The 19,442-nt window shown below is 73.6% G+C and carries 18 protein-coding genes and 3 tRNA genes; 9 read left to right on the top strand and 12 right to left on the bottom strand.

Annotated elements, in window-relative coordinates:
- The first annotated feature begins 81 nt into the window (after positions 1-81).
- Positions 82-864, top strand: coding sequence for a sulfite exporter TauE/SafE family protein (locus ACZ6SQ_RS06200; protein ID WP_469557184.1), 783 nt, complete (start codon positions 82-84; stop codon positions 862-864).
- Between the two features lie 114 nt (positions 865-978).
- Here ACZ6SQ_RS06200 and ACZ6SQ_RS06195 read toward each other — a convergent pair whose 3' ends face one another.
- Positions 979-1,869, bottom strand: coding sequence for an NAD(P)-dependent oxidoreductase (locus ACZ6SQ_RS06195; protein WP_469557182.1), 891 nt, complete (start codon positions 1,867-1,869; stop codon positions 979-981).
- 96 nt (positions 1,870-1,965) lie between these two features.
- Here ACZ6SQ_RS06195 and ACZ6SQ_RS06190 point away from each other — a divergent pair, with 96 nt between their 5' ends.
- Entirely contained in the window at positions 1,966-2,412 is a 447-nt protein-coding gene (locus ACZ6SQ_RS06190) for a winged helix-turn-helix transcriptional regulator (protein ID WP_469557181.1), read from the top strand.
- Here the strand turns inward: ACZ6SQ_RS06190 and ACZ6SQ_RS06185 are convergent.
- The 3 genes from ACZ6SQ_RS06185 to ACZ6SQ_RS06175 form a co-directional block, all read right to left on the bottom strand.
- Positions 2,347-2,967, bottom strand: a complete 621-nt coding sequence (locus tag ACZ6SQ_RS06185) for a class F sortase (protein WP_469557179.1) — start codon at positions 2,965-2,967, stop codon at positions 2,347-2,349. The genes ACZ6SQ_RS06190 and ACZ6SQ_RS06185 overlap by 66 nt on opposite strands.
- 110 nt (positions 2,968-3,077) lie before the next feature.
- Positions 3,078-3,581, bottom strand: coding sequence for a hypothetical protein (locus tag ACZ6SQ_RS06180; protein WP_469557177.1), 504 nt, complete (start codon positions 3,579-3,581; stop codon positions 3,078-3,080).
- Positions 3,582-3,893: 312 nt separating this feature from the next.
- Positions 3,894-5,519: a M4 family metallopeptidase gene (locus ACZ6SQ_RS06175; RefSeq protein WP_469557176.1), complete on the bottom strand. Its 1,626-nt coding sequence runs from the start codon at positions 5,517-5,519 to the stop codon at positions 3,894-3,896.
- Positions 5,520-5,630: 111 nt separating this feature from the next.
- On the opposite strand from ACZ6SQ_RS06175, the gene ACZ6SQ_RS06170 reads away from it, so the two are divergent.
- Positions 5,631-6,086: a gamma-glutamylcyclotransferase family protein gene (locus ACZ6SQ_RS06170; RefSeq protein ID WP_469557174.1), complete on the top strand. Its 456-nt coding sequence runs from the start codon at positions 5,631-5,633 to the stop codon at positions 6,084-6,086.
- Between the two features lie 22 nt (positions 6,087-6,108).
- Here the strand turns inward: ACZ6SQ_RS06170 and ACZ6SQ_RS06165 are convergent, their stop codons facing one another.
- The 3 genes from ACZ6SQ_RS06165 to ACZ6SQ_RS06155 form a co-directional block, all read right to left on the bottom strand.
- Positions 6,109-6,561 (bottom strand): carboxymuconolactone decarboxylase family protein, encoded by a 453-nt coding sequence (locus ACZ6SQ_RS06165; protein ID WP_469557172.1) that lies wholly within the window; start codon positions 6,559-6,561, stop codon positions 6,109-6,111.
- Between the two features lie 42 nt (positions 6,562-6,603).
- A complete protein-coding gene (locus ACZ6SQ_RS06160; protein ID WP_469557170.1) occupies positions 6,604-8,781 on the bottom strand; it encodes a molybdopterin oxidoreductase family protein in 2,178 nt (725 codons plus the stop codon).
- 140 nt (positions 8,782-8,921) lie between these two features.
- Positions 8,922-9,608: a SanA/YdcF family protein gene (locus ACZ6SQ_RS06155; protein WP_469557169.1), complete on the bottom strand. Its 687-nt coding sequence runs from the start codon at positions 9,606-9,608 to the stop codon at positions 8,922-8,924.
- 225 nt (positions 9,609-9,833) lie between these two features.
- Between ACZ6SQ_RS06155 and ACZ6SQ_RS06150 the strand changes: the two genes are divergently transcribed.
- From ACZ6SQ_RS06150 to dnaG, 4 genes are all read left to right on the top strand, one after another.
- A complete protein-coding gene (locus ACZ6SQ_RS06150; protein WP_469557168.1) occupies positions 9,834-10,634 on the top strand; it encodes a sirohydrochlorin chelatase in 801 nt (266 codons plus the stop codon).
- A gap of 165 nt (positions 10,635-10,799) precedes the next feature.
- A complete protein-coding gene (locus ACZ6SQ_RS06145) occupies positions 10,800-12,062 on the top strand; it encodes a deoxyguanosinetriphosphate triphosphohydrolase (protein WP_469557166.1) in 1,263 nt (420 codons plus the stop codon).
- A gap of 119 nt (positions 12,063-12,181) precedes the next feature.
- Positions 12,182-13,447, top strand: a complete 1,266-nt coding sequence (locus ACZ6SQ_RS06140; protein ID WP_469557164.1) for an NAD(P)/FAD-dependent oxidoreductase — start codon at positions 12,182-12,184, stop codon at positions 13,445-13,447.
- A 137-nt stretch (positions 13,448-13,584) separates the two neighbouring features.
- Complete coding sequence (dnaG, locus tag ACZ6SQ_RS06135) at positions 13,585-15,486, top strand: DNA primase (protein WP_469557162.1); 1,902 nt, start codon at positions 13,585-13,587, stop codon at positions 15,484-15,486.
- Here the strand turns inward: dnaG and ACZ6SQ_RS06130 are convergent.
- Both ACZ6SQ_RS06130 and ACZ6SQ_RS06125 read right to left on the bottom strand, forming a co-directional pair.
- Entirely contained in the window at positions 15,457-16,470 is a 1,014-nt protein-coding gene (locus ACZ6SQ_RS06130; protein WP_469557160.1) for a nucleotidyl transferase AbiEii/AbiGii toxin family protein, read from the bottom strand. The two genes, dnaG and ACZ6SQ_RS06130, sit on opposite strands and share 30 nt — an antisense overlap.
- Positions 16,467-17,096, bottom strand: a complete 630-nt coding sequence (locus ACZ6SQ_RS06125; RefSeq protein WP_469557158.1) for a hypothetical protein — start codon at positions 17,094-17,096, stop codon at positions 16,467-16,469. The genes ACZ6SQ_RS06130 and ACZ6SQ_RS06125 overlap by 4 nt, the downstream gene beginning before the upstream one ends.
- Positions 17,097-17,234: 138 nt before the next feature.
- Here ACZ6SQ_RS06125 and ACZ6SQ_RS06120 point away from each other — a divergent pair, with 138 nt between their 5' ends.
- Positions 17,235-18,533 carry an RNA polymerase sigma factor gene (locus ACZ6SQ_RS06120; RefSeq protein ID WP_469557157.1) on the top strand — a complete coding sequence of 433 codons (1,299 nt, stop codon included), beginning with the start codon at positions 17,235-17,237 and terminating at the stop codon, positions 18,531-18,533.
- A 24-nt stretch (positions 18,534-18,557) separates the two neighbouring features.
- On the opposite strand, the gene ACZ6SQ_RS06115 is transcribed toward ACZ6SQ_RS06120, so the two are convergent.
- From ACZ6SQ_RS06115 to ACZ6SQ_RS06105, 3 genes are all read right to left on the bottom strand, one after another.
- Positions 18,558-18,631, bottom strand: a tRNA-Ile gene (locus ACZ6SQ_RS06115).
- Between the two features lie 187 nt (positions 18,632-18,818).
- Positions 18,819-18,891, bottom strand: a tRNA-Asn gene (locus tag ACZ6SQ_RS06110).
- Between the two features lie 5 nt (positions 18,892-18,896).
- Positions 18,897-18,969: transfer RNA gene (locus ACZ6SQ_RS06105), tRNA-Asn, on the bottom strand.
- Between the two features lie 134 nt (positions 18,970-19,103).
- On the opposite strand from ACZ6SQ_RS06105, the gene ACZ6SQ_RS06100 reads away from it, so the two are divergent.
- Entirely contained in the window at positions 19,104-19,409 is a 306-nt protein-coding gene (locus tag ACZ6SQ_RS06100) for a YtxH domain-containing protein (protein ID WP_386381273.1), read from the top strand.
- Positions 19,410-19,442: the final 33 nt, after the last annotated feature.

Below are 19,442 nucleotides of genomic sequence, written 5' to 3'. Positions count from 1 at the left end.
CCGGGCCGAACCTCAGAGGACGCTCTGAACCCGCCGATCTACGTGGACAGGGCATGTATCCCGTCCCGTAGGGTCCCGACCATGCCCGACATACCTCTCACCATGATCGCCCTGCTCTGCCTGGCCGCCCTCGCGGCCGGCTGGATCGACGCCGTGGTGGGCGGTGGCGGGCTGCTGCTTCTTCCGGCGCTGCTGCTGGGTCTGCCGGGGAACACCCCGGCCGCGCACGCGCTGGGCACGAACAAGGCGGTGGCCATCGTGGGCACCACGGGCGCCGCCGTGACGTACACGCGCAAGGCGCCGGTGGACGTCCGGCTGGCCGTGCGGATCGGGCTCGCGGCGCTGGCCGGGTCCTCGGCGGGGGCGTTCTTCGCGGCCGGGATGAGCACCGAGGTCCTCAAGCCGGTGATCATGGTCGTGCTGCTGGGGGTGGCGGCGTTCGTGATCCTGCGGCCCGCCTTCGGCACGGCCCCGGCGCCGGGCGCGGTCACCCGCCGCCGGATTCTCGCCGCGATCGGCCTGGCGGGCCTCGGCATCGGGTTCTACGACGGGCTGATCGGCCCCGGCACCGGTACGTTCCTCGTTCTCGCCCTCACCGCCGTCCTCCATCTCGACCTGGTGACCGCCTCCGCCACCGCCAAGATCGTCAACTGCTGCACCAACGCCGGCGCCCTCGCCATGTTCGCCTGGCAGGGCGCCGTGCTGTGGCAGCTGGCCGCGCTGATGGCCGTGTTCAACCTCGTGGGCGGCACGCTGGGCGCCCGCACCGCCCTGAAGAAGGGCAGCGGCTTCGTCCGCGTCGTGCTGCTGACGGTGGTGTTCACGCTGGTGGCGAAGCTGGCGTGGGAGCAGTGGCTCGCCTGATCCGCCGGGGGCGTGCACGGTGAGCGGGCGCGGTGCCCGGGACGCGGTGAGCGGGCGCGGTGCCGGGACGCGGTGACCGGGCCGGGCGTCAGGCCGCGGTGACCGGGCCGGGCGTCAGGACCCGGCGGCGCGCCCCGCGAGCAGGTCGACCATCCCGACGGTGTCCTCCGCGCCCCGCCCCTCGGCGACCAGCCGGTCCATCAGCGCCATGTACGGCGTGAGCAGCTCGGGGCTGACGCCCTGCTCCTCGGCGGTGCGCAGCAGCGTGGCGTTGCCCGCCGCCTGCATCGCCGCGTTGGACACGACGCCCTCGGTGTACTCCCCGCTCTCCAGCCGGGCGGCCGCGCCGTGCACCTGGCCCGCCATCGCGGTGAGCCAGCCCTCGAGCAGCGGCGCGAACTCCCCGGGCGCGATGTTCTCGCGGCGCACCAGCGCGAAGGCGTGGAACACCCCGGCGAACATGCCGCTCATGGCGCTGAGCAGCGCCACGTCGTGCAGCGCCGCGAAGCCCGGGTCGGTGCCGGTGAAGACCGCCCCGGCCGGTACGGCGAGCGTGTCCCGGTGCTCCTCGAACAGCTCGGCCGAACCGCTGTAGAACACGTACGCCCCCGAGCCGGGGTCGGCGATCATCGGCGGCACGGCCATGATGCCCGCGTCCAGGAAGCGGGCGCCGCGCGCCTCGGCCCAGGCGGCCCGGGCACGGCCCTGTGCGGGGGTGCCGGTGGTGAGGTTCACCAGGTCCCGGCCGGTGAGGACGGTGTGCTCCAGGGCCTCGCCGACGGAGGTGTCGTCGAGCAGGCAGACGATCACCGGCCCGCCCGCGGCGACCGCCTCCGCCGCGCTGCCGACGACGGCGGCTCCCTCGGCGGCCAGCGCCTCGGCCCGGGCGGGGGTGCGGTTCCAGACGGTGACGGGGTGGCCTGCGGTGAGCCAGGCGCGCACCAGGGCGCTGCCCATGGCGCCGGTGCCGAGGACGGTGAGCGGGGCAAGTGCGGTGTCGGTCATGCCGGTTAGGCTCGATCAGGGTGGCGGGCCCGCTCAAGTACGCACTTCGGAGTGGGTGGTTACCGCCGGGAAAGCATCCAGGCAGGGAGACCGGGCATGGCGACGGGGACGGGGCCGGACATGGCGACGGGGCCGGGCAGGGGCCCGGGCGGGACGGCGGGCAGGCGGCCGGGGTCGTACGTCTGCGGGATCGACGCGGCGATGGACGTGATCGGCGGCAAGTGGAAGGTGCTGATCCTGTGGGCGCTGCGCACCCGCCCGCACCGCTTCGGCGAACTGCGCCGCGAACTGCCCGGCGTCACGGAGAAGGTGCTCGCCGCGCACCTGCGCGAGCTGGAGGCGGACGGCGTCGTGCACCGCGAGGAGTACGACGAGGTGCCGCCCAGGGTGGAGTACTCCCTGACGCCGCGTGGCGAGAGCCTCGACGCCGCGCTGGAGCCGCTCGGGGCGTGGGGCAGGGAGAACGTGCTGGGCGGGTCAGCGCACGGCACCGGTGAGCCGGGCGAAGACGACGACGTTGCCCTGGTAGCCGGTCGCGCGTGACCAGCCGCCGCCGCAGGTGATCACCCGCAGCTCGGGCCAAGGCGCGGCGCCGTAGACCTTCTGGTCGGGGAAGTCCGCGGCCCGGTAGACCTCGACGGCGTAGACGGTGAACCGGGCCGTGCCGCCGTCGCGCCGGTCGATCTCGATGACGCCGCCCTTCTTCAGCGCGCCGAGGGAGAAGAAGACGGCCGGGCCGTCCGCGTTGTCGACGTGCCCGGCGACGATCGCGGTGCCCCTCTCGCCGGGGGTGGTGCCGGCCTCGTACCAGCCGGCCAGGTTCTCGCGCTCGGCGGGCGGCACGTCCAGGCTGCCGGAAGCGGTGAGGCCGAGGCCCGTCAGAGGCGCGTCCACGCGGATGGCGGGGATGCGGATGCGGTCCGGCGGCGACGGCGGCAGCGGGCGGGCGGCGGGCTCGGCGGCGGTGTCGGCGCTGGCCTCGGCCGCGGAGGGCTGCGGCGGGGCGTGCGTGGCGACGCCGTTGTGCAGCAGCCAGGCGCCCGCGCACAGGGCGATGACGGTGACGGCCGCTGTCGCGGCGGTGCCGTATCGGCGCACCTTGACCTCCCGTGGGGCCTGCCCGTGCCCCCTCCGGGCCGTGGGGGGCGGTCGGACCCGGAGGGGGAGGGGACAAGCGGTACCGGCGGACGGACAGCGGAGGGTGTCCGTCAGATCCCGTCGCCTCTCGCCCGGCGATGCAGGAGCCAGGTACCGCCCGCGGCGGCGACGGCGAGAGCCGCCACGCCTGCCGCGGTCTGCACGGGATCGGGGCCCAACGCGCCGCCGACCCCCGTCTTCACACTGCCGCGCGGCTGCACGGCGGTCAGCGTCACCACCAGGTCGCCGCGCACCTCGGGGCCGCCCCGGGCACACGCCACGACGATCTCGTACGTCCCGGGCTGCGCGCTCGGCGGCACCTTGAACCGCCCGGTCGCCTCGCCCTCGTGCGTGCCGGGCGCCAGGGTGAAGTGCCCCGCCCCGACCGCGCTGGCGTCACCGGCCGCCGTACCGCCGTCACCGCAGGCGGCCGTGCTCACGGTGACCGCGCCGCCCGGCACCACGGACGACGGAAGCACGTCGAGCCCGCCCGCGGCCAGAGCAGGTGCGGCGAGCGGCCCGCCGACGGCGGCGGCGAGCGCGGCACCGGTCAGCAGCCGGGCGGTACGTCGCATCGGTCGCTCCTCACGAGCATCGGTGGTCTGCTCTTCCCTGCTCCTCCGAGGTAAAGGGCAGCACGCCGGGCCCGCTTGCTGACCCACCGTCAGAAACGCCGCGCGCGGCCGCCCAGCGGGTGCCCCCCGGAGCCCGTTTCGGCAGGTCACGACCGTGAGGGGGAGGTGTCGCGGAAGAACACCCGAAGGGCGCAGGGCGACGGGGTGAACGGGTGACCGGCGGCGGCGCGGTGCCCGCGCCGCCCCGCGGCCGTCCCCGCCACCGGCGCCCCGGGGGCGTTCCCCCGCCGGGGACCGCCGGGGCCGGGCGCCTCAGCGCACCCCGACCGCGCTCCAGGCCGCGCCCACCGCCGCGTGCTGCGCGCTGCCCGCCCCGTACAGATCCCGCGCCGCGCTCAGCGTGGCCGTGCGGGCGCCCGTGTAGTTCGTCGAGGACGTCATGTAGACCGTCAGGGCGCGGTACCAGATGGCGCCCAGGGCGGTGCGGCCGATGCCGTCGACCGTGGAGCCGTCGCAGGTGGGGGAGTCGTAGGTGACGCCGTTCAGGGTGCGGGTGCCGCTGCCCTCCGCGAGGAGGTACGCGAAGTGGTTGGCGACGCCGGACGAGTAGTGGACGTCCAGGCTGCCGGTGGCGGAGGTCCAGCAGTCGGCGGACTTCCCGTCGCGGCTGGGGCGGTCCATGTACCGCAGGGCCGTGCGGCCGAAGCCCGGGCGGACGATCTTCTCGCCGATCAGCCAGTCCCCGGGGTCGGCGGCGTTGGCCGCGTGGAACTCCACCAGGGTGCCGAATACGTCGGAGGTGGCCTCGTTCAGGCCGCCGGACTCGCCCGAGTACGCCAGCGCCGCCGTCTTCGAGGTCACTCCGTGGGACATCTCGTGTCCGGCCACGTCCAGGGAGACCAGCGGACCCAGCTGGGTGCCGTCGCCGTCGCCGTACGTCATGCAGAAGCAGGTGTCGTCCCAGAAGGCGTTGGCGTAGCGGTTGCCGTAGTGGACGCGGTTGTAGGAGCCCTTGCCGTCGCCCGCGATGCCCTTGCGGTCGTGGGTCTTCTCGAAGTAGTCCCAGGTGGTCGCCGTGCCGTACTGGGCGTCCACCGCCGCCGAGGCGCGGTCGGCGGTGGTGCCGTCGCCCCAGCGGTTGTCGGTGTCGGTGAGGACCGTGGAAGGGGCGCGGCTCAGGCACAGGGTGCCCAGCAGGCACAGGTCGGACTGGCCGGCGGCGTCTCCCGTGAAGGTGCCGCCGCGCGCGCCGTCCTTCAGCTGGTACGACGATCCCGACGCCGTCGTCTCCAGCGCCACCGTGCCGCCGTAGAGGGAGTTGCCCTCGCCCGACGCGGTCTCCAGCGTGTCCCAGGCGGCGAGCCGGGCCCCGGTCGTGGCGTCCGTCAGGACGGTGCGGGCGACCGGGTTGCCCCGGCCGTCCAGGGCGGCGGCCCGGGTGCGCCACGCCAGCCTCGGCGCGCCGTGCAGGGCGTCCACGACCAGCTCGGGCCGGGAGGTCAGCTGCCGCAGCAGCGAGCCGGGCCGTGTCGCGCGCAGGGCACGGGCCGCCAGGTCGGCGGCGCTCGCGGCGGTCAGTGCCGGGGTGACGTCCGGCAGGGAGATCTGCCGAGAGGTGGCGCGCGAGGTGCCGGTCAGCCGGCCGTCCGGCGCCAGGTGCAGCACGAAGTCCCCGCCGAGGACGGGCAGTCGCCGGTACGTGCGGTCGTAGCGCACGTGCCGGGTGCCGTCCGCGTCCACGATCACGTCCCTGACCTTCACCGACTGCGCGTCGGTGAGGCCGAGTTCACCGCCGTGCCGGCTGAGCGCGGCGGCGGCGTTCTCCAGGGCGGTCGGGGCGGGTGCCGCACCGGCGGCGGGGGACAGCAGCCCGGCCAGCAGGGCCACGGCTGCGGCGGCGGACAGACGGCGGACGGCGGACGGCCGTATCCGGCTCATGGGTCTCCTCGTACGGGGACGGCGGCGGAGGTGACCAAGATTCAAGGGGTCGTGCACCTGTCATGGCCATAGCGATTCCGTGCAGGTGTGTGAGAGGTGAGAATCGTTTCTGTGACGCCCGACAGCCCCCGCCGCCTCCCCTTCTTCGTCTACGGCACCCTCCGCCCCGGCGAGCCCAACCACGACGCCTTCCTGCGCGGCCGCACCCGCGCCGAGGACCCCGCCCGGCTCGCCGGCGCGGTGCTGTACGACGGCCCCGGCTACCCCTACGCCGTGGAGGAGGCCGGGGGAGAGGTCAGCGGGGAACTGGTCACCGCGCGGCCCGAGGCCTACGGCCGACTCCTCGAAGAACTGGACCGGTTGGAGGAGTACGTCCCCGGCGACCCGCGCCGCAGCCTCTACGAGCGGGTCGCCCGCGAGGTGACCCGGGACGCCGACCGGACCGCCGTGCGCGCCTGGGTCTACCTCGCCGCGCCCTCCGTCGCCGTACGGCTGCGGGCACGCGGGCGGCTCATCGCGGGCGGCGACTGGCTCGCCCGCGAGCGGCCCCTCCCGGGCGGCGGCTGACCCGCCCCCGGGCCGCCGCCGCTCACATCGTGCCGGGCGTCTTACGGGTCGTCACATTCATCCGGTTCCATGTGTTCACCGTGAAGACCAGCGCGATCAGCTGGGCCAGCTCCTGCTCCCCGAAGTGGCGCGCGGCCTCCTCGTACACCTCGTCGTGGACGCCGTGCGGCAGCAGCGTGACCGCCTCGGTGAGGGCGAGCGCGGCCCGCTCCCTCTCCGTGTACAGGCTCGACTCCTGCCACGCCGACAGCTGGTAGATCCGGTCCTCGCTCTCGCCGCCCTTGCGCGCGTCACCGGTGTGGTAGTCGATGCAGTACGCGCACCGGTTGATCTGCGAGGCGCGGATCTGGACCAGCTCCAGCAGGACCGGGTCGATGCCCTGCCGGGCGGCCGCGTCGAGGGCCAGAACCGCCTTGAACACCTTCGGGGCGACGGCGGAGAAGTTCATGCGCTGGGGTACCTGGTAGGTCGTCATGTCTCGAATCTACGAGGCGCAAAGACCCGCCACGGGGTGCATTCAGGCCCGGGAATCATGGGTCAATTCCGGGCCGGGCACGGGTCGTTCACCGGCCTGCGCGACCGCCTCCAGCCGCACCGCGCACGCCTTGAACTCCGGCATCCGCGAGGTCGGGTCCAGGGCCGGGTTGGTGAGCGAGTTGGCCCGGCCCTCGCCCGGCCAGTGGAACGGCATGAACACCGTGTCCGGGCGGATGGCCGTGGTGATACGGGCCGGTGCCACCGCGCGTCCGCGCCGTGAGACCACCGCCACCGGGTCGCCCTCGGCCGCGCCCAGCCGGGCCGCCAGCCGCGGGTGCAGCTCCACGAAGGGGCCCGGCGCCGCGGCGTTGAGCTCCGCCACCCGCCGGGTCTGCGCGCCCGACTGGTACTGCGAGACCACCCGGCCGGTGGTGAGCAGCACCGGGTACTCCTCGTCGGGTTCCTCGGCGATCGCCCGGTGCGAGACCGGGGCGAACCGGGCCCGCCCGTCCGGAGTGGCGAAACGGTCCAGGAAGAGGCGCGGGGTCCCGGGATGCGGACCGGACGAGCCATCCCCGGCGACCCCGGCGTCGTCGGGCGAACCCGGCTCCACCGGACCCGGGCAGGGCCAGAACACCCCGTTCTCCTCCGCCAGCCTCCCGTACGTGATCCCGGAGTAGTCCGCGACCCCGCCCGCGCTCGCGCGCCGCAGCTCCTCGAAGACCTCCTCGGGATCGGTCGGGAAGCCCTTCTCCACCCCCAGCCGGGCGGCGAGGCCGTGCAGGACGTCCAGGTCGCTGCGGACGCCGTCGGGCGGGGTGAGCGCCCGGCGGCGCAGCAGGACGCGGCCCTCCAGGTTGGTCGTCGTGCCGGTCTCCTCCGCCCACTGCGTCACCGGCAGCACGACGTCGGCGAGTTCGGCCGTCTCCGACAGCACCACGTCGGCCACCGCGAGGAAGTCCAGCGACCGCAGCCGCTCCTCGATGTGCGCGGCGCGCGGCGCGGAGACGATCGGATTGGAGCCCATCAGCAGCAGGGACTTGATGTCGGAGCCGAGCGCCTCCAGCAGCTCGTACGCGCTGCGCCCCGGCCCCGGCAGCGAGTCGGGGTCCACGCCCCACACCGCGGCCACGTGCCGCCGCGCCTCGGGGTCGTCCAGCTTGCGGTAGCCGGGCAGCTGGTCTGCCTTCTGGCCGTGCTCGCGGCCGCCCTGTCCGTTGCCCTGGCCGGTCAGACAGCCGTACCCGGACAGCGGGCGGCCCGCGCGGCCCGTGGCCAGGCACAGGTTGATCCAGGCGCCCACGGTGTCGGTGCCCTTGGACTGCTGCTCGGGTCCGCGCGCGGTGAGCACCATCGCCGCCTCGGGCTCGCAGAACAGCCGTACCGCCTCGCGCAGTTCGGGCACGGACACGCCGGTGATGCGCTCGACGTACTCCGGCCAGTGCGCCATCGCCGCCGCGCGGGCCTCCTCCCAGCCCGTCGTCCGCTCACCGATGTAGCCCTCGTCGGTGCGCCCCTCCGCCACGACCAGGTGCAGCATGCCCAGCGCGAGCGCCAGGTCGGTGCCCGGCCGGGGGGCCAGATGCAGATCGGCCTGCTCGGCGGTGCGGGTGCGGCGCGGGTCGACGACGATCAGCGTGCCGCCGTTCTCCTTGAGCTCGGTGAGGTAGCGCAGCGCGGGCGGCATCGTCTCCACGAGGTTGGAGCCGACCAGGATCACGCACCCGGTGCGGGGGATGTCCTCCAGGGGGAACGGCAGCCCGCGGTCCAGCCCGAACGCCTTGATCCCGGCCGCCGCCGCGGAGGACATGCAGAACCGGCCGTTGTAGTCGATCTGCGAGGTGCCGAGCGCTATCCGGGCGAACTTGCCCAGGCTGTAGGCCTTCTCGTTGGTCAGGCCGCCGCCGCCGAACACCCCGCACGCGTCGGGGCCGTGCTCGGCGCGCGTGCCGCGCATCGACCCGGCGATCCGGTCGAGCGCCTCGTCCCAGCCGGCCGGCACCAGCACCCCGCCCGAGCGCACCAGCGGGGTGGTCAGCCGCACGCCCGGCGCCAGGACCGCCGCCGACGTGCGGCCCTTGCCGCACAGGGCGCCCCGGTTCACCGGGAAGTCGGCGCGCTCGGTCACCTCGACGCCCCCCTCGCGTGCGGGCGACAGGTTCATCCCGCACTGCAGGGCGCAGTACGGGCAGTGAGTGGGCGTCGAGGTGGTCTCCATGCACCTCAGCGTGGGTCGGGCGTGTTACGCGGAGGACGGCTGATTGTTAAACGAAGCGCACGGCGACCTCCCCGGGGCCCCGCGCCCGCCGTGAGGTGCCAGGTCACACGCCCCACCGGCCTCCGCGGGCGTGGGCGAGCTCACACCCCTCGGCCGGCGTCCCGCAGCGCCCGCGTCACACCGGGCTCCCTGCGCCCCAGGAACCGCGGGTCCGGCTCGAGCAGGGCGTCCAGCGCGGCCTTGCCGGAGGCGACGACGTCCCGGACCTCGCCGGAGTACCAGGTCGCGTCGTGCGGCTCGTCGACCCCGACGCCGTACGAGCGCACCCCCGCCTCCTCGCACAGCGCCACCGCCCTGCGGACATGGAAGCCCTGGCTGATCAGCACCGCCTCGTCGACCCCGAAGATCTTCTTCGCGCGCACACAGGAGTCCCAGGTGTCGAAGCCCGCGTAGTCCGACACGATCCGCCGGTCCGGTACGCCGTGCCGGGTCAGATAGGCGCGCATCGCGTCCGGCTCGTCGTACTCCTTGCGGCTGTTGTCCCCGGTCACCAGGACGACCTTCACCCGCCCCGCGCGGTACAGCTCGGCCGCCGCGTCCAGCCGGTGCGCGAGGTACGGCGACGGCTCCCCGTTCCACAGCCCGGCGCCGAACACCACGGCCACGTCCGAGCGCGGCACGTCCGCCGTCGTACGCAACCGTCCGTCGGTCACGAGATGCAGCCACGCCGACGGCAGCAGCGCCAGCGCGCAGACCGCCATCACGGCCTGCGTCAGGCGCCGCCACCCGGTACGCGTGCGCGGCAGCCGAGGTCGCGCGATCTTCATCCGGCCACCCTCCGATCCGGCACCGGTCCCCTCCGGTCCCGAGAAGGGAGGACGCCGGGCACGCCGGTCCGGTTCACCGCGCGGCACCTCACACCGCGGTCCGGTTCACCGTGCACCGGTCCCGCGCCGCACCTCACACCGCTCCCCGGCATTCCGTGAAGCAGCGGAAAACACCCGTGACGGCCGTGCAACGGCCACGCAATCTCCGTACGCCAGGCTCTCCGCATGACGGCGTATCTCAGGAACCGGATCAGCGGCGAGCTCGCGAGCCGCCTCGGCCTCGCCCCGCTCGACGGCCACCGCCCGGCCGCGCCCGCGCTCGTCCTGGTCGCCCACGGCAGCCGCGACCCGCGGGCCCTGGCGACCGTGCGCGAACTGCTCGACCGGGTCCGCGAGCTGCGCCCCGGCCTCGCCGTCCACCTCGGCCACATCGAGCTCAACGCGCCGCTGCTGACGGACACCCTCGCCGCCCTGCCCGGCGAGTCCGTCCTGGTCCCGCTGCTGCTGAGCCGCGGCTACCACGTCAAGCAGGACATCCCCGAGATGGCGGCCGAGGCACGGGCGCACACCTACGTGGCCGAACCGCTGGGCCCGCACCCGCTGCTGGTGGAGGCCCTCCACGAGCGCCTGACCGAGGCCGGCTGGCGCGCCCCGCGCACCGAGTCCGAGCGCCGCTCCAGCGCGGTCGTGCTGGCCGCCGCCGGCTCCCGCGACCCCGAGTCCGCCGTGGGCACGCGCCGGATCGCCGCCCTGCTCGCCGAGCGCGTGGGTGTGCCGGTCGTCCCCGCCTACGCCTGCGCCGCCAAGCCCACCGTCCCGGCCGCGATCCGTTCCCTGACCGCGCGCGGCCGCCACCGCGTCGCCGTCGCCTCCTGCTTCACCGCCCCCGGCCGCTTCGCGACGGAGTGCGCGAACGCGGCCCCCTTCATCGCCGCGGCCCCCCTGGGCGCCCACCCGGCGATGGCCCGCCTCCTCCTGCACCGCTACGACCAGGCCCTCGCCACGCGGGTGAGGACGGCCGCCTGATCGTTCACGGAACCGCCGAGGCCTTCTCGACGCGGGCGGGCGCGGCGGCCCGACGGGGCGCGGGACCGCCGCGAACCACCCGCACCCGCGACACAACGGCACACGGCGAACGAACCCGCGACACAACAGCACGTCGCCGACGCACAGGCGCACTACTGTCGAACCATGGCTGGCACCCCCTACGACGACACGGCAACCGAACGCTGGGCCCCCGAGCCCGACAAACGCCCGGGCCGCACCGCCTTCCAGCGCGACCGCGCCCGCGTCCTGCACTCCTCCGCTCTCAGAAGGCTCGCCGGAAAGACCCAGGTCGTCACCCCCGGCGCCAGCGGCAGCGCCTGGGACGCCAGCCCCCGCACCCGCCTCACCCACTCCCTGGAGTGCGCCCAGGTGGGCCGGGAGCTCGGCGCGGCCCTCGGCTGCGACCCCGACCTGGTCGAGGCCGCCTGTCTGTCCCACGACCTCGGCCACCCGCCCTTCGGCCACAACGGCGAACAGGCCCTCAACGAATTCGCCGCGGACTGCGGCGGCTTCGAGGGCAACGCCCAGTCCCTCAGGCTCCTCACCCGCATCGAGCCCAAGCGGTTCACCGAGGACGGCTCCGTCGGACTGAACCTCACCCGCGCCGCCCTGGACGCGTCCACCAAGTACCCCTGGCCGCGCGGCGCCCACCCCGACACCCCCGGCTCGCAGAAGTTCGGCGTGTACGAGGACGACCGCCCGGTCTTCGACTGGGCCCGCAAGGACGCCCCGGGCACCCGCACCTGCTTCGAGGCGCAGGTCATGGACTGGTCGGACGACGTGGCGTACTCGGTGCACGACGTGGAGGACGGTCTGCACGCGGGGCACATCGACCCCAACCTCCTGCACGCCGAGCCGGAACGGCAGGACGTGTTCGCGGTGGCCGTCGGCCGCTATGTGCCCGCGGACACCGACCCGGCCGAACTCGCCGAGGCCCTCGACCGGCTCCAGGACGAGGAGTGGTGGCCGCACGGCTACGACGGCACGGCCCTCGCCCAGGCCCGGCTGAAGGACGCCACCAGCCAGCTCATCGGCCGGTTCTGTCTGGCCGCCGAGACCGCCACCCGGGCCGCGTACGGCGGCGGCCGGCTCACCCGCTACTCCGCCGAACTGGTCGTGCCGCGCGCGACACGCATGGAGTGCGCGGTGCTGAAGGCGGTCGCCGACCGGTACGTCATGCAGCGCGACGAACAGACCCGGATCCGCGCCGACCAGCGGATCGTCGTCGCCGGACTCGCCGACGCGCTCACCCTGCGCGCCCCCGACGGCCTCGACCCGCAGTTCCGCGCGCTGTTCGACCGGGCCGGCGACGACCGCGCCCGCAAGCGGGTGATCGTCGACCAGATCGCCTCCCTCACCGACGCGTCCGCGCGGTCGCTGCACACACGTCTGACGGGGTACCCGTGACAGGGGCATACACCGTAGGTACGTGACCCTCCGTGGCCTGATCGGGTCACTCCCTCTTCCCCCATCACGCTGCGTGCGGGAGGCTCGCATGTGGCGCTACGTCAACGAGGAGGCATCAAGTGGTCGACGCGGATCAGACATTCGTCATCGTCGGTGGCGGTCTCGCGGGAGCCAAGGCGGCCGAGACGCTCCGGGCGGAGGGCTTCTCGGGGCGGGTGATACTGATCTGCGACGAACGCGACCACCCCTACGAGCGGCCCCCGCTGTCCAAGGGGTTCCTGCTCGGCAAGGAGGGCCGCGACAGCGTCTTCGTGCACGAACCGGCCTGGTACGCGCGCAACGACATCGAACTCCACCTCGGCCAGACCGTCGACCGGATCGACCGCGCTGCGAGGACGGTCCGCTTCGGTGACGACGGCACCCTCGTCCACTACGACAAGCTGCTGATCGTGACCGGCGCGGAACCGCGCCGCCTGGACATCCCCGGCACCGACCTCGTCGGCGTCCACCATCTGCGCCGCCTCGCCCACGCCGAGCGGCTCAAGCAGGCCCTGACCGCGCTCGGCCGCGACAACGGCCATCTGGTGATCGCCGGCGCCGGCTGGATCGGCCTGGAGGTCGCGGCGGCCGCCCGCGGCTACGGCGCCGAGGTCACCGTCGTCGAGCCCGAGCCCACCCCGCTGCACGGCGTCCTCGGCCCCGAGCTCGGCAACCTCTTCGCCGAGCTGCACCGCGAGCACGGCGTCCGCTTCCACTTCGGGGCGCGGCTGACCGAGATCACCGGCCAGGACGGCATGGTCCTCGCGGCGCAGACCTCCGACGGGGAGGAGCACCCCGCGCACGCCGTCCTCGCCGCGATCGGCGCGGCCCCGCGCACCGCGCTCGCGGAGGCGGCCGGGCTGGAGATCGCCGACCGGGCCCAGGGCGGCGGCATCCTCGCCGACGACCGGCTGCGCACCTCCGACCCGGACATCTACGCCGCCGGTGACGTGGTCTCGTTCCCGCACGAGCTGTTCGGCACCCGGCTGCGGGTGGAGCACTGGGCCAACGCCCTCAACGGCGGACCCGCCGCCGCGAAGGCCATGCTCGGCCAGGACGTCGTCTACGACCGGGTGCCCTACTTCTTCTCCGACCAGTACGACCTCGGCATGGAGTACAGCGGATGGGCGCCGCCGGGGTCGTACGACGAGGTCGTGGTCCGCGGGGACGCCGGGAAGCGTGAGTTCATCGCGTTCTGGGTGAAGGAGGGGAGGGTGCTGGCCGGGATGAACGTGAACGTGTGGGACGTCACAGAGCCGATCCAGCGGCTGATCCGGACCAAGGTCCGGGTCTCCTCGGATGCCCTCGCCGATCCCGGCGTGGCGCTGGACTCGCTGGGCGCCTAGGCGTCTGCCCTGTTCCTGCCGTCCCGCGGGTGCGGGTGTCGTGCGGTTGCCCGCGCCCACGCGGCGGAGCCGCACATCGATACGGTCCCGCCCCCTTCGGGCGCGGGTGTGTCAGTCCCTCACCGTAGAATCTCCTCGTGGCAGGACGGATCAATGACGAGGACGTGAAGGCGGTACGGGACGCGGTTCCCATCGACGCCGTCGTGTCCGAGTACCTCCAGCTGCGCAACGCGGGTGGCGGCAACCTCAAGGGGCTGTGCCCGTTCCACGACGAGAAGTCGCCGTCCTTCCAGGTCAGCCCGAGCAAGGGGTTCTTCCACTGCTTCGGCTGCCAGGAGGGCGGCGACACCATCACGTTCGTGATGAAGATCGACCACCTCACCTTCTCCGAGGCGGTCGAGCGCCTGGCCGGCCAGGCGGGCATCACCCTGCGCTACGAGGAGGGCGGCTACAACCCCGCCCACCAGCGCGGCGAGCGCATCCGCCTGGTCGAGGCGCACAAGATCGCCGCCGAGTGGTACGCGGAGCAGCTCGCCACCGGCCCCGAGGCCGACACCGGCCGGATCTTCCTCGCCGAGCGCGGCTTCGACCAGGCCGCGGCCGTGCACTTCGGCGTCGGCTACAGCCCCCAGGGCTGGGACCACCTCACCCGCTTCCTGCGCGGCAAGGGCTTCACCGACAAGGAGCTGATCCTTTCGGGCCTGTCCCAGGAGGGCCGCCGCGGCCCCATCGACCGCTTCCGCGGCCGGCTGATGTGGCCCATCCGCGACATCGGCGGCGAGGTCGTCGGCTTCGGCGCGCGCAAGCTGTACGAGGCGGACAACGGCCCGAAGTACCTCAACACCCCCGAGACCCCGATCTACAAGAAGTCGCAGGTCCTCTACGGCATCGACCTGGCCAAGCAGCCCATCGCCAAGTCCAGCCGGGCCGTCGTCGTCGAGGGCTACACCGATGTCATGGCCTGCCATCTCGCCGGGGTGACCACGGCCATCGCCACCTGCGGCACGGCCTTCGGCGGCGAGCACATCCGTATCCTGCGCCGCCTGCTGATGGACAACGGCTCGGCCCGGGTGATCTTCACCTTCGACGGTGACGCGGCCGGCCAGAAGGCCGCCCTGCGCGCGTTCGAGGACGACCAGAAGTTCGCCGCCGAGACCTACATCGCCATCGCCCCCGACGGCATGGACCCCTGCGAGCTGCGCCTGGCCAAGGGCGACGAGGCCGTCGCCGACCTGGCCGAACCGCGCACCCCTCTCTTCGAGTTCGCGCTGCGCCAGATCGTCCTGCGCTACGACCTGAACACCCCGGCCGGCCGCGCCGCCGCCCTGGACGAGGCCGCGCCGATCGTCGCCCGGATCAAGAACAGCGGCGCCCAGCACGAGGTCGCCGTCCAGCTCGCCGGGATGCTCGGCATCCTGGACACGCAGTTCGTCGTCAAGCGGGTGGGCCAGCTGGCCCGCTGGGCCCGTGACCGCGGCGGCCGGGGCCCGGCCCCCGAGCGGCAGCGCGGCGGGCAGATCCAGCAGGCGGCCCCCGCCGCGCCCGCCGGCCCGGCGCTGAACCTGCGCAACCCCGTCTACGCCACCGAGCGCGAGCTGCTCAAGCTCGCCCTCCAGCGCCCGGACCTGGTCTCCCCGGCCTTCGACGCCTACGGGGTGGACGAGTTCACCGCGGCGCCCTACGCGGCCGTGCGGCTGGCGATCATCGAGGCGGGCGGCGCCGAGTACGGCGTTCCGGACCCGCAGCAGTATCTGGTCCAGGTCCGCGAGGCCGCCCCCGACGACACCGTCCGCGCGATGGTCACCGAGCTGGCCGTCGAGGCGATCATGCGCCGCACGGTCGACGAGGTGTACGCGGGCATGGTGCTGGTCCAGGTCCGCCGCCGCGCGGTGGAGCGGCGCATCCGGGACGTCCAGTCCCGGCTGACCCGGCTGGCCGCCGGCGGCGACCCGGCCGAACTGGCCGCCGTACAGAACGAGTTGTGGGTGCTCCAGCAGTATGACCAGGCGCTACGGGAGCACGGGGCCGGCGCCCTGTGACCGTTCCCCCTCCTCGAAGGCGGGACGTACGGCCCGGACGAGCCGGCCGGTGAACTCCGCCTCGGCGTCGGCGTGGCGCGGGTACTCGACGGCGAAGTGCTCCCACTCGACGTACCGCACCAGCTCGGTCACATCGTCGAACGTGACATACCGCTGCTGCGGATAGGGCCACTCGCCCGACAGTTCGAACACCTTGTGCAACAGCTCGTAGCGCAGGGGGTGCCGTTCGGCGAGCAGGACGGCGTCGTAGAGGTCCTTGCCCTGCGCGTGGGCGTCGTTGAGCAGCCACATCATCTTCCACGCCAGGGACAGCGCGGGTGTCGCGGCCCGGAGGACGGCGCCGCCCGGCAGCTCGACGGGCTCCGGCTCCTCGGCCAGCCGCTCGTTGAAGACGAAGTCGAGCTGGACATGGCCGTGGGGGAGCCCCGGCGCGCTCCAGGGCAGCACCATGCGGCGGCCCGGCACCCGCTCATAGGTCCAGATGTCCTCCACGACCGCGCCCTCGGCGTGGACGCGGACGCCGTCCCCGGACGCCTCCTCGGCGGCCCGCGCGATCCCCTCGAACATCCGCGCGGTCCGCTCGTCGTCGATGCCCCAGCTGTGCGGTACGACGACGAAGTCCAGGTCACCGGGCTCACGGGCGGCCTCGCCGAACCAGAGGGCCATCAGGACGCTGCCGCGCAGCACCAGGGACTCCACCCACTCGGAGTCCGCGACCGCCGACAGCACCAGGCCGAGCGCGCGGCGCCGGGCCGTGCGCCAGGCGTCGGTGCGCTCCGGGTCGGCGAAGGCGGGGTCGGTGGCGCGATAGCCGTTGCGGTGGTGCTTCATGGCCGGGTCGAACACCAGCTGCTGGCTGACCCCCTTGCCGGGCACGGTCCGCAGGGTGAGCGGGAACGAGCGATCGCGCCGGGTCCTGTCGTCCAGTTCCTCCCTGGGCACGTCCTTGTTCCACAGGGACCACTTCCGCCATGACCTGCTCATCGCCGCACCTCCCGTGCCGCCGTCCCGTCCTCGATCCAGCCGTCGTCGACCGAAAGGTCGCTGTCGTACAGCACGAACTCCCGTTCCACGTCGACCACTTCGTGTCCGTCCAGGGCGGCGAGCAGCGCGTCGAGCGCATGTCCCGCGCCCTCGGCGTCCACGTCCCGGCAGCGCTGGGTGACGAACCGCTCGTGCCGGCCGCCGCCGAGGACGCGCCGGGCGTTCCACGACAGATGGGCGCCGTGCGGCACGACCAGGGCGGCCAGCGCGTCGAGGCCGGCACCGGCGGGCAGCCGCAGCTTCACGTGGTGCTCGAAGTACCGCGGGGCCGCGCAGGGCCGCTGGGGCACCTCGGGCGCCCACGGCGCCGACTCGGTCTTCACCCGGACCGGAACGAACCCGTCCGCCCGCAGCCGGGCCACCACCCGCTCGGCGTCCGCCGCGGCGGCGGCGTACGACGGCGAGCCGGTCAGCGTCAGCATGGGCTGCACCCGCATCCGGCCCCGGGCCAGTTCGATGCGGGTGAGCTTCAGGCCGGCCGCGGCCGCCCAGCCGTCGAGCCGCGCGGACTCGGCGGAGCCGTCGCAGCGGACCGTGACATGGGTTTCGTACAAGGATCCGGACACCGGGGGATCGTGCCAGATCAGCGGGGGCGTCGGCACCCCGGTTTGCCGTCACGGTAACCACGCGGTCACGGACCGGTCCCAAAAAGTCCTCGCACGCCCCTCGTGGCGGCGATGTGTCTTACCCCACACTGGGTCCCGGTGCCTGAGTCCCCGGAGCGCGGCCGATCCGTCCCCGACGGGTCCCCCACCCCCGCGATTCCGCTCATCGCGGACGGGACGGACAGCGGCGAGGCCGCCGACTCCGCCCCCGAAGCAGCGCTGCCGTGCCACTCCGCAGCGATCACCCTGGAGGTCGCCCCCGTGCAGACCCAGACCCTCGTCCAGAACGACACCGACACCGACGGGCCGGAGCCCGGCCCCGACGGCGGCATGCTCGTCGCCGTACCGCCGCAGGGCCGTGCCACGCTCCGGCCCGAGGCCGGCCCGGAGCCGGCGTCCGAGCCGCCCGAACCGTCCGCCGGGGCGCTGCAGGCGGCGGAGGCCCCCGAGCCCGCCGAACCGGCTCCCGCGCGCGCCGACACCAGCGGGCCGTCCTCGGACCTGTTCCGCCAGTACCTGCGGGAGATCGGCCGCATCCCGCTGCTCACCGCCGCCGAGGAGGTCGACCTCGCCCGCCGCGTCGAGGCCGGCCTGTTCGCCGAGGAGAAGCTGCTCAGCACCCCCCACCTGGACACCCGGCTCGCCCTCGACCTCGACCGGCTCGTCGTCATGGGCCGGATGGCCAAACGCCGCCTCATCGAGGCGAATCTGCGCCTGGTGGTGTCCGTCGCCAAGCGGTACGTCGGCCGCGGCCTGACCATGCTCGACCTGGTCCAGGAGGGCAACCTCGGGCTGATCCGGGCCGTGGAGAAGTTCGACTACGCCCGCGGCTACAAGTTCTCCACCTACGCCACCTGGTGGATCCGCCAGGCCATGTCCCGCGCCCTCGCCGACCAGGCCCGCACCATCCGGGTGCCCGTCCATGTCGTCGAGCTCATCAACCGTGTGGTGCGCGTGCAGCGCCGCATGCTCCAGGAGCGCGGCTACGAGCCGACCCCGGAGGAGGTGGCCGGCCAACTGGACCTGGCGCCCGAGCGGGTGGGCGAGGTGCTGCGCCTGGCCCAGGAGCCGGTCTCGCTGCACGCGCCGGTCGGCGAGGAGGACGACGTGGCGCTCGGCGACCTGATCGAGGACGGCGACGCCGCCTCCCCGGTCGAGTCGGCCGCGTTCCTGCTGCTGAGGGAGCACCTGGAGGCGGTGCTGTCGACGCTGGGGGAGCGGGAGCGCAAGGTGGTCCAGCTGCGTTACGGCCTGGTGGACGGACGGCCGCGCACGCTGGAGGAGATAGGCCGCATCTTCGGGGTGACCCGGGAGCGCATCCGGCAGATCGAGTCGAAGACCCTGAACAAGCTGAGGGACCACGCGTTCGCGGACCAGCTGCGGGGATATCTGGACTAACGTTCCTGCACGGCAGGCTTGCGGTGGGGCGGGTGGGACTCGAACCCACGGCCGACGGATTATGAGTCCGCTGCTCTAACCGGCTGAGCTACCGCCCCATAGCGGCGTGTCGCGTACATGTGTGCGCGCCGTCTGCCGCAGCATAGCCGCTCATACGATCTCCTGCTCCGGATGGTCGGCTTCCTGCTGCCTTCGTGACCATGGAGACTCCGCCCTGGCTGCGGCGGTTCCACCCGGCCCGAACCGGACATGAAAAAGGACCCCGGAGGGGTCCTCTTCACGATGCTCCCCCGACTGGACTCGAACCAGTAACCTGCCGGTTAACAGCCGGCTGCTCTGCCAATTGAGCTACGGAGGACCGAGCTCCCCCGACTGGACTCGAACCAGTAACCTGCCGGTTAACAGCCGGCTGCTCTGCCAATTGAGCTACGGAGGAATGCCTCGTTGCATCGAACGTACCTACCTGGGTATTCGCCAGGGGGCGCTCGCTCGCTGCGACACATACATTAGCGCAAGCAGGGGGGTGCTCCGCCAATCGGTTCTCCACCACCACGGAAGGGTGGCTCCGCCATGCGCTACAAGCTCACGTTCGTCGCCGGACTGGCCGCGGGTTACGTGCTGGGCACGCGTGCCGGGCGCGAGCGCTACGAACAGCTGAAGAAGTCCGCCCGCCGGGTCGCCCAGAACCCGGCCGTCCGCAACACCGCGGAGACCGCCGCGCACCAGGGCCGCGAGTTCACCGGCAAGGCCTTCCACGCGGTGGGCACCAAGGTGGGCGACCGGATCCCGGCCTCCGTGGCCGCCCGGGTCCGTCATCTGAGGGACCGCAACGGCAGCTTCCCGGAGGACGACGACTGGGGCACGAGCAACACCTGATCCTGTGAACGCCGATGCGGCCCGCGTACGGCA

The organism is Streptomyces sp. NPDC048600 (assembly GCF_055587025.1).
Note: the sequence above shows the minus strand (reverse complement) of the source record. Positions and strands in the feature narration are given on the sequence as shown.